Origin of the sequence: Klebsiella sp. C283 (assembly GCF_048822555.1) — a bacterium.
Classification (GTDB): Bacteria; Pseudomonadota; Gammaproteobacteria; order Enterobacterales; family Enterobacteriaceae; genus Klebsiella; species Klebsiella quasipneumoniae.
Genome location: NZ_JBMEZS010000003.1, coordinates 240,708 through 255,926 on the forward strand (window position 1 = coordinate 240,708; position 15,219 = coordinate 255,926).

Sequence of the window (15,219 nt, forward strand, 5' to 3'; positions counted from 1 at the left end):
ACTCTATAAATGATAAAAAGAATGGTTATCATTCGCCTTAATATTTACACAGAAAAGTTGACGTTTAAACTGATTTCTTCACCACCATTTACAAATTTCATAAATTTTGAACAAAAAAGGCGGATTAGCTCGGCAAAGGCGGCGGGACAAAGCGGTACATGACGTGGTGACCTGGGAGCAATGACGCCCGGAGGCAGGCGTCCCGGCGGGCTTACCAGGGCACCGTGCGGCCCTGGTAATCCGGAAACTCCAGTCCCGGGCGCCGCTGCTTGTCGAGCAGGACGTTCACCAGGCATGGGATGGTCTCTTCGATGGTCAGGGGGATGTCGGCCCCGCCGAGCTCGGTGCGGATCCATCCCGGAGCCATCACTACCAGCGGGTGGCAGGCCGAGGTGGGGCGAGCGGCGAAGCTGCGCATGAACATATTCAGCGCGGCTTTACTTCCGCGGTAGAGCTCCCGCTGGCCGCCGAGATTGTTCGTCAGACTGCCCTGGCCGGAGGACATCACGCCCAGCAGCCCCTGCGGCTTGACCGCCGGCTGCGGCAGCTGGTGCGTGAGGTGTGTTGTGAGCAAAAAAAAAGCCCGCACAAGTGCGGGCAAAAATACTGGAAGCAATGTGAGCAATGTCGTACTGAATACCTGAGTTATTTACTCAACTACTCAGTGATGAGAAAGATAATATTTCTCATTTAAGATATCAACCCCATCTTTTGTGCGGAAGCGATTTTTATCCAAGGGTAAAGACCGTGCGCTGCTGGATATCATCAGCGTGATGAACCAGCCGGTGCGCGATGAGCAGATCCTCCAGGCGGCTGGCGTCCAGCTGGAACAGATGCTGTTTCCGCTGCTGGTGGCGGTAGGGCGCCATGGCCCGGTGGGGGGGAGCTGGCGGATCATTTAGGGCGCGATAACACCACCGTCAGTCGCCAGGTGAAGGAACTGGAAGCCCAGGGGCTCGCCTGTAAGCAACCGAACTAAATTCTCGCGTGTTGCCGCCCCGGCGCAACAATCATCTTTTTCCGTCACAAATCACGGGTCAGCTCGTCGATGTTGTCGGAAAGTATCTCCAGTAGGGATCGCAAATAGATAGTGTTATTTCCCTGATGCCACATCGCGCTGAGGGGAAGGCCTTCGATATGTTTTTTGGGCGCGAGCTTAAGGTATTTCACGCCGTCCGCATTCATATCTTTATATGACGCAGGCACCAGAGCGATGCCCAGTCCAGCGGCAACAAAACTCAGGATAGTCTGCTTCTCTTCGGCATACTGCGCGATGACAGGCATGCTGCCACCCTCCTTGAAAATATTCATTGTCAGGTCATGGCTGTGACGCCGGGTGCCTCTTTCCGGCACGATAACCGGCTCGTGTCGGAAGTCATCGATACTGACTTCGTCATAACTGACCAGGCGGTGGTTAGCGGGCACGGCGAGCACGCAGGTTTCATTGGCGATAAAACGTGTTGTCAGCGTGGCATCAATATGTTCCGGCGGACGTACAAAGACCACATCCAGCCATCCTGAAATGAGTCGGGGGATAAGTTTGTGAGATTTATCTTCCGTAAGATGAATGTCTGCCTCCGGAAAACGCTTGACGAAAAGATTAAGCAGTTCAGGAAGTAATCCTTTGGCTGCGCTATCGATAGCTCCGATCCGCAACGTCCTTTTCTGCAACAGGCTATTTTTACGGAATCGCTGCCGTAGCGCATCGAAATCAGCAATGACCGTTTTGGCCTCATTTAAAAAGGCGGCACCTTCAGGCGTTAGCGACACATTGCGGGTCGATCGATTCAGTAGTCTTATCCCCAAATCATCTTCCAGCAGTTTTATGAAGCGACTCAGTGACGCAGGCATCATTTCAAGTTTACGGGCAGCACGGCCGAAGTGAAGCTCATCACCCAATACCACAAAGCAACGTAGCTGATTTATATCCATTTTTTCACCAAAACCTGATTATGCAAATTATTTATATAAAGCCATGCCGATGATAAAGCGGTTCAAAACTTCATACTGGGTTTATTACAAAACGATAACAACCCTACATCACTATGGAGCATCCGTCATGAAAAACGACCTCGAAAAGAAGGTGATGCGCAAGGTTACCCTGCGCATTATTCCTTTCATCATGCTGCTGTACTTCATTGCCTTCCTCGACCGTGTCAACATTGGCTTTGCCGCCCTGACCATGAATCAGGATCTGGGTTTTTCACCCACCGTTTTTGGGCTGGGCGCCGGCATCTTCTTCCTGGGGTACTTTCTGTTTGAGGTGCCGTCAAACTTAATTCTCCATAAAGTAGGCGCCCGCATCTGGATTGCCCGCGTCATGATCACCTGGGGCCTGGTCTCTGGCTGCATGGCTTTTGTGCAGGGTACGACGAGCTTCTACATTCTGCGTTTTCTACTCGGTGTAGCGGAAGCCGGTTTCTTCCCGGGAATTATCCTTTATCTCAGTTATTGGTTCCCGGCAGCCAGACGCGCGCAGGTTACCGCCATCTTTATGGCCGCAGCCCCGCTCTCTACAGCATTGGGATCGCCTGTTTCTGCCGCCCTGCTGGAGATGCATGGCTTTCTCGGCTACGCCGGCTGGCAGTGGATGTTTGTGCTGGAAGCCTTGCCAGCGCTGATACTCGGCGTTGTGGTTCTGTTCTTTCTTACCGATCGTCCGGCCAAAGCCAAATGGCTGACTGACGAAGAGCGTGCATGGCTGGAAAACACCATGCAGGCCGAGGAGCTGGCCCGGGCGGCAAAACAGAACCACAGCAGCGCATGGAAAGGACTGGCGGATAAGCGGGTACTGGCTCTGGCGCTGGTCTATTTCGGTACTTCTGCCGGCTTGTACACACTTGGCATCTGGTCCCCGCAAATCATCCGCAGCTTCGGTGCTACCTCACTTGAGATTGGCTTCCTCAACGCCTTCCCGGCTGTCATCGGCGTCATCGCCATGATCCTGTGGGCGCGGCATTCTGACCGCACCAGAGAGCGCAGCTGGCATGTGATTGGTGCCTGCCTGCTGGCAGCAGCCGGTCTGATTTACGCCGGTAACGTCAGCACACTGTTTACCGTGATTGTTGCCTTAACCTTGGTCACCGCAGGCATCAGCGCCTCGAAACCGCCCCTTTGGAGTATGCCTACCGTGTTCCTCAGCGGCCCGGCTGCGGCCGCGGGTATTGCCACGATTAACTCCATCGGCAATCTGGGCGGCTTTGTCGGCCCGATGATGATTGGCGTGATCCGCGAGCAGACCGGTAGCTACACCTGGGGCCTGTACTTTGTCGCCGGACTGCTGGCTATTTCGGCCCTCATTGTCCTGATCCTTTCTGCCAGGGCGGGTAAACCGCAAACGGCAGAACTCACTCATCCTCATACTCATTAACCGGAGAATTTACTATGCGTAACTATAAAATTGCCGCCATACCTGCCGACGGTATTGGTCCTGAAGTCATCTCGGCAGGTGTTGAAGTGCTGCATGCACTGACACGCCACGATCCGCAGCTGAAGTTTGATGTGGAGACCTTTGACTGGGGGTCGGACTATTACAAAAAACATGGCGTGATGATGCCGGAAGAAGGGCTGAACACACTAAAAAAATTTGATGCCATTTACTTCGGCGCGGTGGGCGCACCGGATGTCCCTGACCACATCACACTCTGGGGTCTGCGCCTGCCAATTTGCCAGGGGTTTGACCAGTACGCCAACGTGCGTCCAACCAAAATCCTGCCGGGTGTCACCTCACCGCTGCGCAACCGCGGGCCCGGCGATCTTGACTGGGTGATTGTGCGCGAAAACTCCGAAGGTGAGTATTCCGGTAACGGCGGCCGTGCACACCGTGGCTTACCGGAAGAAGTCGGCACCGAGGTGGCCATCTTCACCCGCGTCGGGGTTACTCGCATTATGCGCTATGCCTTCAGACTGGCGCAGTCTCGTCCACGTAAACTGCTGACCGTGGTGACTAAATCCAACGCCCAGCGCCACGGAATGGTGATGTGGGATGAGATTGCCGCCGAGGTGGCGCAGGAATTCCCGGATGTGCAGTGGGACAAGATGCTGGTCGATGCGATGACGCACCGCATGACGCTGCATCCCCAGACCCTGGATACCATCGTTGCCACCAATTTGCATGCCGATATCCTTTCCGATCTGGCCGGCGCGCTGGCGGGCAGTCTGGGCGTAGCGCCGACCGCCAATATTGATCCGGAACGCCGCTTCCCTTCCATGTTCGAACCTATCCATGGTTCAGCTTTTGATATCATCGGCAAAGGCATTGCTAACCCGATAGCAACCTTCTGGACTGCGGTACAGATGCTTGAACATCTGGGAGAGCGTAACGCCGCGGCGATGATTATGGAAAGTATCGAATATGTTTGTGAGAAAGGCATTCTGACGCCAGATGTCGGTGGAACGGCCAGTACCGCGGACGTCACCCGCGCTGTAGTGGAATTTATCGAAGCCAGAGCAAATATCGCCGAGACCGTATAACCATGATAAATGAACAGCCTACAGAGATCCTGCAGGATATTTTTCAGCATGCTGTCGACAGCGCCCGAGCCGGGCCTGCGATCCTGTCTAACCTGCCGGAAAAACCGCGTGGCCGCTGCGTGGTAATCGGTGCCGGTAAAGCCTCGGCGGCAATGGCAGCGGCTGTGGATGCAGCCTGGCCGGATGTGGATGTGTCTGGCGTGGTGGTGACGCGTTACGGTTACGCGGTGCCTGCTGGTCGCATCCGCATTATCGAGGCTGCTCATCCGGTATCGGATTCGATGAGCGAAGTTGCCGCAATGCTGATTGTGGAAGCGCTGCGCGGATTGACCTCTGATGACCCGGTGCTGGCGCTCATTTCCGGTGGCGGGTCGGCGTTGATGGCGCTGCCTGCACCAGGATTAACATTGAAAGATAAGCAGGCCATTACCCGCGCGCTACTGCACAGCGGTGCCAATATCAAAGAGATGAATCTGGTACGTCGTCATCTCTCCGCGGTGAAAGGCGGCAAGCTGGCAAGAATAGCGCAACCGGCCCGTATTGTGTCACTGATTATCAGCGATGTGCCGGGGGATAACCCGGCAGGTGTGGCATCAGGTCCTACTGTCGCCGATGACAGCACGCCGCTTGATGCGCTTCGGGTACTTCAGCGCTACGGTATTCAGACCCCGGAACCTGTTCATAAACTGCTAAGCCAGCCGGCAGGCCCGGTTGAAAACACAGCGAACAGCGAAGTAAAACTCATTGCCACGCCGCAGCTGGCTTTGCAGGCTGCCGCGCTGGCTGCGTGCAGACACGGACTTACGCCGCTTATTCTCGGCGATGCGTTAGAAGGCGAAAGTCGTGAAGTGGCCATTGTTATGGCCGGGATTGCTAAATCCGTGAAGCAATATGGTCATCCGGTTTCCGGTCCGGCAGTGCTATTGTCGGGGGGCGAAACCACCGTGACGGTAAGTCAGGGTCAGCACGGGAAAGGAGGTCGTAATACTGAATTTGCGCTCAGTCTGGCCTGTGCGTTGCAGGGAGAAAGCGGTATATGGGCAATCGCTGGCGACAGTGATGGTATCGACGGAACGGAAGATGCAGCAGGTGCGCTGGTATTCCCGGACACGCTAACACGCGGCAAAATGGGTGGTCTAAATGCGGCTAGTTATCTTGATGCACACGATAGCTATAGCTATTTTCATGCGCTCGATGACCTGGTAATGACCGGCCCAACGTTAACCAACGTCAATGATATTCGGGCAATATTGATTGCCTGACCTATCGCTCTCCTGTACCAGGGAGAGCGATATTTTTACTTTCAACATGGTGCAAATCTTCGGTATCCGCCCGCCATCAATTTCCACGTTAAAGCGCATCGCCTGGCGTCAAGGTGTCGATCATCGTTCAGTCTGATGTGCAGGCGTGCAAGATGACGTGGAAGGGGAGCTAACGCGAGGAAATCGCCGCCCGGCGCAAGGCCAGGCGGCTGACGGTCAGGCGGTTTTGGTCGCCGCCTTCAGGCTCCGGACGAAGGCTTTCAGCTCGTCAAGCATGGCCTGCGGCTCATCAAGATGGCGTTCGATGATTTTGACGATGGCGGAACCGGAGATCGCCCCGGCGGCGCCGGCGTCAATGGCGGCGCTCACCTGCTCCGGCGCGGAGATGCCAAAGCCCTGCAGCGGCGGCGCGGCGTGATATTCCGCCAGCTTCTCCACCAGATGGTGCAGCGGCAGCGCAGCGCGATTTTCCGCACCCGTCACCCCGGCGCGCGACAGCAGATAGGTGTAGCCGCGGCCATATGAGGCAATCTGGCGCAGTAAATCGTCATCCGCATTGGGCGGGCAGATGAAAATCGGCGCGATGTTATGGCGCATCGCCGCCTGGCGGAACGGGGCGGACTCTTCCACCGGCACGTCGGCGACCAGCACCGAGTCGACGCCGACGCGGGCGCACTGGGCATAGAACTCATCGATACCCGGGCTGAAGACGAGGTTGGCGTACATCAGCAGGCCGATTGGGATCGTCGGATGCTTCTGGCGGATCGCCGCCAGCATCTCAAAGCACTGCGCCGGGGTCACCCCCGCGGCGAAGGCGCGCAGGGCCGCGCCCTGGATGGTCGGGCCGTCCGCCAGCGGGTCGGAGAAGGGGATCCCCAGCTCAAGGGCATCGGCGCCGCCTTCGATCAGCGCATCGATAATTTTCAGCGACTGCTCCGGTCCCGGATCGCCAAGGGTGACAAAGGGGACGAAAGCGCCTTCCTGGCGGTTTTTCAGTTGGGCAAACAGCGTCTCATAGCGTTCCATCAGATTTCCCCTCGCGCTTTCAGGATGTCGTGTACGGTGAAAATGTCTTTATCGCCGCGGCCGGAGAGGTTAACCACCAGCAGCTGCTCTTTTTCCGGGTTCTCGCGCATCATTTTCAGCGCATGGGCCAGAGCGTGAGAGGACTCCAGCGCCGGGATGATCCCTTCGTGGCGGGAGAGCGCTTTAAACGCCTCCAGCGCTTCGTCATCGGTGATCGACACATAGTCGGCGCGCCCGGTGCTGTTAAGAAACGCGTGCTGCGGCCCAACGGACGGGAAGTCCAGCCCGGCGGAAATGGAATAAGATTCCTCGATCTGGCCGTCGGCGGTTTGCATCATCGGCGACTTCATCCCGAAGTAGATCCCCACACGACCATGCTTCAGCGGCGCGCCGTGCTCCCCGCTTTCGATACCGTGCCCGGCAGGCTCCACGCCGATCAGGCCGACGCGGGTTTCCTCGATAAAATCAGCGAACATGCCGATGGCGTTTGACCCGCCGCCGACGCAGGCGATCACCGCGTCCGGCAGACGGCCCTCTTTTTCGAGGATCTGCGCTTTGGTCTCTTCGCCGATCATGCGCTGGAATTCACGCACGATGGTCGGGAACGGGTGCGGACCGGCGGCGGTGCCCAGCATATAGTGCGCCTTCTCGTAGCTACCGGACCAGTCGCGCAGCGCCTCGTTACAGGCATCTTTCAGCGTGGCGGAGCCGCTGTGCACCGGGATCACCTCGGCGCCCATCAGGCGCATACGGAAGACGTTCGGCGACTGGCGTTCGACGTCCTTGGCGCCCATGTAGATACGGCATTTCAGGCCGAGCAGGGCGCTGGCCAGCGCTGAGGCGACGCCGTGTTGGCCGGCGCCGGTCTCGGCGATAATTTCGGTTTTGCCCATCCGTTTGGCCAGCAGAGCCTGGCCCAGTACCTGGTTGGTTTTGTGCGCGCCGCCGTGCAGCAGATCTTCGCGTTTCAGGTACAGGGTGGTGCGGGTCCCTTCGGTCAGGTTCCGACATTTGGTCAGGGCCGTCGGACGACCGGCGTAGTTTTTCAGCAGGTCGGTGAATTCCGCCTGAAAGGCCGGGTCCTTCTGCGCGCTGACAAAGGCTTCTTCCAGCTGGCGCAGGGCGGGCATCAGGATCTGCGGCACATACATGCCGCCGAATTCGCCGAAGTAGGGGTTCAGTAAAGTGCTCATTATTGCTCCTTAATATGCGCGCAGCGTCTGGAAAACGGAGGCCAGCTTGCTGGCGTCTTTAATCCCGGGTTGCGACTCTACGCCTGAATTGAAATCGAGTCCGGCACAGCCGCTTTTGGCCGCTTCCACACAGTTATCGGCGCCGAGGCCGCCGGCCAGCATAACGTTGCGCAGATCCTGGCCCTGCAGCAGGCTCCAGTCAAAACGCTGGCCGCTGCCGCCCTGGCCGTTGTCGAGCAGATACTTATCGACATGGCGGAGTGTACGGGCCGGCAAAGTTTCGCCAACGCTCAACGCTTTCCAGATGCGGACGTTATCCGCGAGGGCGTCGCGCAGCGCGTCGATATAAGCCTGGTCTTCATCACCGTGCAGCTGCACGGCGGCCAGCCCCAGGGCCTGGGCGCGGGCGACCACCTCGTCCAGCGGCGCATTGCGGAAGACGCCGACGTACTGCAGCGGCGCTGCGGCGATCACCGCTTTGGCTTGGGCATCATTTACCGCCCGCGGCGAGGTCGGGACGAAGATCAGGCCACCGTAGATGGCGCCGGACTCCCAGGCCACCTGGGCATCCTGTGGGCGCGTCAGGCCGCACACTTTGTTCTCGCCGAGCAGCACGCGTTTGACCGCCGCTTCCAGATCCGCCTGCTCCATCAGGGCGGAGCCGATCAGGAAGCCGTTGGCGAAGTGGCTCAGCTCACGCACTTCGGCATAGGTATGGATGCCGGATTCGCTGATCACCGTGACATCCGGGCCGAGACGCGCCGCCAGCTGACGGGTGCGGTTAAGGTCAATCGACATATCGCGCAGGTCGCGGTTGTTAATGCCTACCACCTTCGCCTTCAGAGCGATGGCGCGCTCCAGCTCCTCTTCATTGCTGACTTCGGTCAGTACGCCCATATTCAGGCTGTGAGCCACCGCGGAGAGCTGACGATACTGTTCATCGTCGAGCACCGAGAGCATCAGCAGGCAGGCGTCGGCCTGATAGTAGCGCGCCAGGTAGATCTGGTAAGGGTCGATGGTGAAGTCCTTACACAGGATCGGCTGCGGCGCGACCTTGCTGACGATCGGCAGAAAATCGAAGCTGCCCTGGAAATATTTCTCATCACACAGCACCGAGATCGCCGAGGCGTAGTGTTTGTAGATGCTGGCGATCGCCGCCGGATCGAAATCTTCGCGAATCAACCCCTTCGACGGCGAGGCCTTTTTGCACTCGAGAATAAACGCGGTGCGGGTGCCGGCCAGCGCGTCATAGAAATTGCGCTGCGTCGGGACGACCTCATTCTGAAAACTGGCTAACGGTTGTTGTTGTTTGCGGGCTTCCACCCAAATCGCTTTGTCGGCAACGATTTTTGCTAAAACGGTCTGCATTCTTTACCCTCTTGCCGCTAAGGCGGTCACTCTGTCATAGGCCGCGCCGCTGTGCAGCACATCCAGTACCTGCTGAGCGTTAGCTTTCAGATCTTCATGCCCGTGTAAACGCATCAACATGGCGACGTTGGCGGCGACGGCGGCTTCGTGAGCGGCTTCACCTTTACCTTGTAGCAAGCGCGTCAGAATGTCACGGTTTTCTTCCGGCGTACCGCCCGCCAGCTGCGCCTGATGGTAAGGCGTCAGGCCGAAGTCGTCGGCGGTCAACTGATAGCTTTTGATTTCCCCGGCATGCAGCTCGGCGACCACCGTGGGCGCATGCAGCGAGACTTCATCCATCCCGCCGCTGTGCACCACGGCCGCGCGCTGATAACCGAGTACGCGCAGGGTTTCCGCAATCGGCAACACCAGCTCCGGGCTGTAGACGCCAATCAGCGCCAGCGGTGGATGCGCCGGGTTGATCAGCGGTCCCAGCACGTTAAACAGGGTACGGGTCTTCAACTGCTGACGGACCGGCATCGCGTGGCGGAAACCGGTGTGATACTTGGGCGCGAACAGGAAGCAGACGCCCAGCTCATCGAGCGCCGCGCGGGATTTATCGGCGTTCATATCGAGATTAATGCCGAAGGCCGCCAGCAGGTCGGAAGAGCCTGATTTACTGGAGACACTGCGGTTGCCGTGCTTCGCCACTTTTAATCCACAGGCGGCGGCGACAAACGCGCTGGCGGTGGAGATATTAATGCTGTTGCTGCCGTCGCCACCGGTGCCGACGATGTCGGCAAACAGGTAGTCCGGGCGCGGGAACGGCGCGGCGTTTTCCAGTAGCGCGGTGGCGGCGCCGGCAATTTCCTGCGGCTGCTCGCCGCGCACTTTCATGCTGACCAGCGCGGCGGCCAGCTGTTCAGGCTTCACTTCGCCGCGCACCACAGCGGAGAACAGCTGGTGGCTCTCCTGCTGACTCAGGGTTTCCGCCTGGTACAGTTTCTCCAGGATCGGCTGGAGGGTGTTGGTATGCTCCAGCTTCTGTAGCGCCCAGGCCAGAGTCTGCTCCAGCAGTCGCGCGCCCTGGGTGGTGAGGATTGATTCCGGGTGGAACTGGAAGCCGCACACCCGGTCCGCATCGTGACGCACCGCCATCACCATGCCGTTGAAATTGGCGTTAATCGTCAGCCCGGCGGGAATATTGCTGCCGACCAGCGAGTGGTAGCGCGCCACCGGCAGCGGGTTAGCCAGACCGGCAAACATCGCCTGGCCGTCGTGCTCAATGCTGGAGGCTTTGCCATGGAGGATCTCGCCCGCCTGGCCGACATAGCCGCCGTAGGCTTCAACAATGGCCTGGTGGCCGAGGCAGATGCCGATGATCGGCAGCTTGCCCCGCATGCGGGTCAGCAGTTCCGGCATGCAGCCGGCTTCGCTTGGCGTACCCGGGCCAGGGGAGAGCATCAGCACCGGGTTGTCCATGGTGCCCAGACGCTCAATCAGCGCCTGCGCCGGAACGGAGTTACGGTAAATCACCACGTTATGGCCGTTGGCGCGCAGCTGGTCTGCCAGGTTATAGGTGAAAGAATCGATATTATCGAGCAGCAGAATGTCAGCCATCAGAAAATCTCCTTCGCGTGATGGGCCTGGGCAATGGCGCGCAGCACCGCGCGGGCTTTATTTCGGGTCTCATCCGCTTCCGACTGGGGAACCGAGTCGAGCACAATGCCGGCTCCGGCCTGGACGGTAGCGATACCCTCCTGCACGTAGGCGGAACGGATGACGATGCAGGTGTCGAGGTCGCCGTGGGCGGTGAAATAGCCCACCGCGCCGCCGTAGCTGCCGCGTCGTTTACCTTCGGCGGCGGCAATCAACTGCATGGCGCGAACCTTCGGCGCGCCGCTGAGAGTGCCCATGTTCATGCAGGCGCGGTAGGCGTGCAGTACATCAAGATCCTGACGCAGTTCACCCACCACCCGGGAGACCAGATGCATGACAAAGGAGTAACGGTCAACCTTGGTTAAATCGGCGACATAGCGGCTGCCCGGGGTGCAGATGCGGGCCAGATCGTTGCGCGCCAGGTCCACCAGCATCAGGTGCTCGGAAAGCTCTTTGTGATCGGTGCGCATTTCCAGTTCGATACGGCTGTCGAGATCGCGATCCAGCGAACCGTCGGCGCGGCGGCCGCGCGGCCGGGTGCCGGCGATGGGGTAGATCTCAATCTGACGGCTGACGGCATCGTACTTCAGCGAGCTCTCCGGCGAGGCGCCGAACAGGGTGAAATCGTTGTCCTGCATAAAGAACATATACGGGCTGGGGTTACTCTTCTTCAGCACATCATAGGCGGCCAGCGGCGACGGGCAGGGCAGCGAGAAGCGGCGGGAAGGGACCACCTGGAAGATTTCCCCGGCGCGGATCGCGCGCTGCATTTTGCGCACCACCGCGCCGTACTCTTCATCGCTCTGGTCAACGTCGCAGCGCATTTCGGCCACGGTGGTGACCGGCAGCGGCAGCGGCGGCTCGTTCAGCTGCTGGCGAAGCTGGCTCAGGCGCTGCTCCAGGCGCTGTTTTTCACTCTCCAGCGGCGTAAACAGGCTCGCCTGAATGCGGGTATGCTTGGTCTGATGGTCGATGACCAGCAGGGTCTCCGCCAGATAGAAACAGTAGTCCGGGCAGGCGGTGTCGCTCTGCAGCGGCGGCAGATCTTCAAAGCCGGCCACCAGGTCATAGGCGAACAGGCCGCCGAAGAACATCGCTTCACGCTCGTTGGCCGGGACGGTCACCAGCTCCTGCAGGAGACGGAAGGCGTCAAACACTGACAGCGAGCAGAGGCGGGCGTCTTCATCGAGCAGGGAGCTGACCGCCGGGAAGGTCAGGATGCGGCCATTGGGCTGGCGCTGATTGGCGATCCCGGAGGGCAGCGCGCCGTCCAGCAGCTCCAGCAGCGCGGCGCCGTTGGCGGAGAGGGCCTGAATGGTGACAGTGTCACCGAGGGCAGTGATGCGCAGCGCGCTGTCGACCAGCAGAAGGCTTTTTAAGTCATCTTTGCTGTCGATGTCAGCCGATTCCAGCAGCAGGGTGGCCGGACGGGCGCCGCACAGTTGGTGGAATAACGCCGTCGGGTTCTCCCGGTAGATGGCGTCGCTGGTGAGAAGCTCGAGTGCCGGTTTGGATGTTTGCATTATTGTTCTCGCCTGTTCGTATTATTTTTGTCCAATAAAAAGCCCGCTCATTGGCGGGCCGGGTATCTGTATGCTGAATGCAAAACGCGATCACGCCGCCCGTTATCAGGAGGTGCGCCACCAGCTGTGCAGAGTGATAAAGTGCATTTTCATCGTGATACCCCTTCATGTGAACTTGCGTACTAGTTAACTAGTTCGATGGAATAAAGTCAACCCTTGTTTGCAGATTTTCTCTGCCTGTCGGTATGATAATGCGCTTATTTACGTTGATGTCCAGCAGGAGTCCTTTTGAGCGACAGCCAATACGCAGTGATTTACGATCTGCACAGCCATACCACCGCCTCTGACGGGCGGCTGACTCCGCAGGAACTGGTCCATCGCGCCCATGAGATGCGCGTTGGCACGCTGGCGATCACCGACCATGACAGCGTGGCGGCTATCCCGGCGGCCCGGGAAGAGATTGCCCGCGCCGGATTACCCTTGACCCTGGTGAACGGCGTCGAGATTTCCACCCTCTGGGAGAATCACGAGATTCATATTGTGGGTCTCAATATTGATATTGCACACCCGGCGATGACCGCCCTGCTGGAGGAGCAGAAAGCGCGGCGCCAGCAGCGCGGGCAGATGATTGCCGAGCGTCTGGAGAAGGCGCGCATCCCCGGCGCCTGGGAAGGGGCGCTGCGGCTGGCGGACGGTGGCGCCGTCACCCGAGGCCATTTTGCCCGTTTTCTGGTGGAGGCCGGCCACGCGAAGAACATGGCGGAGGTCTTCAAAAAATACCTTGCCCGCGGGAAAACCGGTTACGTGCCGCCGCAGTGGTGTACAATAAAACAAGCAATTGATGTCATTCATCATTCTGGCGGCAAGGCGGTGATAGCCCATCCCGGACGTTACGATCTTTCCGCCAAGTGGCTGAAGCGGCTGTTGGCCCACTTTAGCGAGCAGGGCGGTGATGCCATGGAAGTGGCCCAGTGCCAGCAGGCGCCCCACGAACGCGCTCAACTGGCCGCCCTGGCCGTGCAGTTTGGTCTTCTGGCGTCGCAGGGATCCGATTTCCATCAACCCTGCGCGTGGATCGAGCTTGGCCGTAAGCTCTGGCTCCCTGCCGGCGTCGAAGGCGTCTGGCACAGCTGGGAAGCGGCCGCCGAATAAAAATTGAGAGGGAAGTATGAGCCAGTTTTTTTATATCCATCCGGATAACCCGCAGGCGCGGTTGATTAACCAGGCGGTGGAGATTGTGCGTAAGGGCGGGGTGATCGTTTATCCTACTGACTCCGGCTACGCGCTGGGCTGCAAAATTGAAGACAAGGGCGCGATGGAGCGGATCTGCCGCATCCGTCAGCTGCCGGACGGCCACAACTTCACCCTGATGTGCCGCGACCTGTCCGAACTGTCAACCTACGCCTTTGTGGACAACGTGGCGTTTCGCCTGATGAAAAACAATACGCCGGGCAACTACACTTTTATCCTCAAAGGAACGAAAGAGGTGCCGCGCCGGCTGCTGCAGGAGAAGCGTAAAACCATTGGTATGCGCGTCCCGTCCAATCCCATCGCTCAGGCGTTGCTTGAGACCTTAGGCGAACCGATGCTCTCCACCTCGCTGATGCTGCCCGGCAGCGACTTTACCGAATCCGACCCGGAAGAGATCAAAGATCGTCTGGAGAAAGTCGTGGACCTCATTATCCACGGCGGCTTCCTTGGACAGCAGCCGACCACGGTTATCGATCTCACTGAAGACGCTCCGGTGGTGCTGCGCGAAGGCGTCGGCGACGTGAGGCCGTTTCTGTAATCTGACGAAAAGTGGGCTGAAGCAACGCTCGAACGTCAGGAGCCTGTCTGGCTCCTGAAAGTCTCATGGGAGAACCTGGTTATGCTTCATGAGCTGATAACGTTAATCAATGTTGTTATTTGGCCCGCTATTGTTCTGTTTTTTCTATGTCGATTTGGAACTGCAATCAACCGGTTTCTTGAAAACCTCAGCCGCCTTTCCATTAAAGGTCCCGGCTTTGAAGTCGAGACCTTCAATAAAGGGGCTGAGTCTAGTGCCAATCTTGCCGCTGCATTGGCCAGCAAAGGTACCATTGCTAAAGGCGAGGGTAATGTAGAGCAAAGCGTTCTGGATGACGTCAACGTAGTGACTCAGGCTGTAACGCCGAGAGTATTGCGAAGAGCGGGTGATGCCGTCATCTTGTGGGTTGATGACAGACCCAATGGTAATCGCTTTGAACGTCAGTCCATGGAAGCTCTGGGCATAAGGTTTGTTAATGTAGTATCTACCGACGAGGCTCTCGAAAGACTAAAAAATCAGTCGTTTGATGTGATTATTTCCGATATGAAGAGGCCAGGGGATGATCGTGCGGGATATACTCTCCTGGATGAGCTAAGAAGAAAGGGCAAAGACATTCCATACATTATCTATGCGAGCTCCAATGCTGCTCAGCATAAGGAACAAGCAAAACAGCATGGCGCTTTAGACGCGACCAATAATCCGCCGGAATTATTTCGCCTGGTCATGGGGGCGTTAAAAAAATAATTATCCATCAAATCCAGAGGATGACTTCTGCATTCCACCTCTTGCTATATCCTCGGCTGGAGGCGGGTTATCTGTAAATTCCCTTTCCCGGATTGATAATCAATGACCCACCAGGTCTTTATAGGTTCAGGCTGCTCGCAAATCTAAGCGTCCGCGCAAAATCTGTTCCATACTCAGCGCAATGCGGCGAACAGAAGCTTTCC

12 protein-coding genes, 2 pseudogenes and 1 other annotated feature are annotated in these 15,219 nt (G+C 58.1%); of the genes and pseudogenes, 7 read left to right on the forward strand and 7 right to left on the reverse strand.

Annotated features, from left to right (window positions below; translation table 11 throughout):
* Window positions 1-211 precede the first annotated feature (211 nt).
* Window positions 212-541, reverse strand: a pseudogene (locus tag ACOI7Z_RS06925) (short-chain dehydrogenase); the annotation flags it as partial.
* Between the two features lie 172 nt (window positions 542-713).
* On the opposite strand from ACOI7Z_RS06925, the pseudogene ACOI7Z_RS06930 reads away from it, so the two are divergent.
* A pseudogene (locus ACOI7Z_RS06930) lies at window positions 714-976 on the forward strand (MarR family transcriptional regulator); the annotation flags it as partial.
* Between the two features lie 47 nt (window positions 977-1,023).
* Here ACOI7Z_RS06930 and ACOI7Z_RS06935 read toward each other — a convergent pair.
* Entirely contained in the window at window positions 1,024-1,932 is a 909-nt protein-coding gene (locus tag ACOI7Z_RS06935) for a LysR family transcriptional regulator (protein WP_064158331.1), read from the reverse strand.
* Window positions 1,933-2,059: 127 nt separating this feature from the next.
* Between ACOI7Z_RS06935 and ACOI7Z_RS06940 the strand changes: the two genes are divergently transcribed.
* The 3 genes from ACOI7Z_RS06940 to ACOI7Z_RS06950 are packed head-to-tail and all read left to right on the forward strand — an operon-like array spanning window position 2,060 to window position 5,735.
* Window positions 2,060-3,370 (forward strand): MFS transporter, encoded by a 1,311-nt coding sequence (locus ACOI7Z_RS06940; protein WP_004203856.1) that lies wholly within the window; start codon window positions 2,060-2,062, stop codon window positions 3,368-3,370.
* Window positions 3,371-3,384: 14 nt separating this feature from the next.
* Window positions 3,385-4,473, forward strand: a complete 1,089-nt coding sequence (locus ACOI7Z_RS06945; RefSeq protein ID WP_087848743.1) for a tartrate dehydrogenase — start codon at window positions 3,385-3,387, stop codon at window positions 4,471-4,473.
* A 2-nt stretch (window positions 4,474-4,475) separates the two neighbouring features.
* Window positions 4,476-5,735, forward strand: coding sequence for a glycerate kinase type-2 family protein (locus ACOI7Z_RS06950; protein WP_087848744.1), 1,260 nt, complete (start codon window positions 4,476-4,478; stop codon window positions 5,733-5,735).
* 216 nt (window positions 5,736-5,951) lie between these two features.
* Here ACOI7Z_RS06950 and trpA read toward each other — a convergent pair whose 3' ends face one another.
* From trpA to ACOI7Z_RS06975, 5 genes are read right to left on the reverse strand one after another with little or no spacing between them, the layout of a single operon-like run.
* Complete coding sequence (gene trpA / locus ACOI7Z_RS06955) at window positions 5,952-6,761, reverse strand: tryptophan synthase subunit alpha (RefSeq protein ID WP_087848745.1); 810 nt, start codon at window positions 6,759-6,761, stop codon at window positions 5,952-5,954.
* Window positions 6,761-7,954: a tryptophan synthase subunit beta gene (trpB, locus tag ACOI7Z_RS06960; RefSeq protein ID WP_004203860.1), complete on the reverse strand. Its 1,194-nt coding sequence runs from the start codon at window positions 7,952-7,954 to the stop codon at window positions 6,761-6,763. Before trpB ends, trpA begins: the two co-directional genes overlap by 1 nt.
* 9 nt (window positions 7,955-7,963) lie before the next feature.
* Window positions 7,964-9,322: a bifunctional indole-3-glycerol-phosphate synthase TrpC/phosphoribosylanthranilate isomerase TrpF gene (trpCF, locus tag ACOI7Z_RS06965; protein ID WP_023289324.1), complete on the reverse strand. Its 1,359-nt coding sequence runs from the start codon at window positions 9,320-9,322 to the stop codon at window positions 7,964-7,966.
* Between the two features lie 3 nt (window positions 9,323-9,325).
* On the reverse strand, window positions 9,326-10,921 hold the full coding sequence (trpD, locus tag ACOI7Z_RS06970) for a bifunctional anthranilate synthase glutamate amidotransferase component TrpG/anthranilate phosphoribosyltransferase TrpD (protein ID WP_023289325.1): 1,596 nt from the start codon (window positions 10,919-10,921) through the stop codon (window positions 9,326-9,328).
* Window positions 10,921-12,483: an anthranilate synthase component 1 gene (locus ACOI7Z_RS06975; RefSeq protein WP_023289326.1), complete on the reverse strand. Its 1,563-nt coding sequence runs from the start codon at window positions 12,481-12,483 to the stop codon at window positions 10,921-10,923. Before ACOI7Z_RS06975 ends, trpD begins: the two co-directional genes overlap by 1 nt.
* A 33-nt stretch (window positions 12,484-12,516) precedes the next feature.
* Window positions 12,517-12,612, reverse strand: a sequence feature (Trp leader region).
* 159 nt (window positions 12,613-12,771) lie between these two features.
* Here ACOI7Z_RS06975 and rnm point away from each other — a divergent pair.
* The 3 genes from rnm (at window position 12,772) to ACOI7Z_RS06990 (ending at window position 15,016) form a co-directional block, all read left to right on the forward strand.
* Window positions 12,772-13,635 (forward strand): RNase RNM, encoded by an 864-nt coding sequence (gene rnm / locus ACOI7Z_RS06980; RefSeq protein WP_023289327.1) that lies wholly within the window; start codon window positions 12,772-12,774, stop codon window positions 13,633-13,635.
* Window positions 13,636-13,651: 16 nt separating this feature from the next.
* A complete protein-coding gene (locus ACOI7Z_RS06985; protein ID WP_023289328.1) occupies window positions 13,652-14,272 on the forward strand; it encodes an L-threonylcarbamoyladenylate synthase in 621 nt (206 codons plus the stop codon).
* Between the two features lie 81 nt (window positions 14,273-14,353).
* A complete protein-coding gene (locus ACOI7Z_RS06990; RefSeq protein WP_087848746.1) occupies window positions 14,354-15,016 on the forward strand; it encodes a response regulator in 663 nt (220 codons plus the stop codon).
* Window positions 15,017-15,219 lie beyond the last annotated feature (203 nt).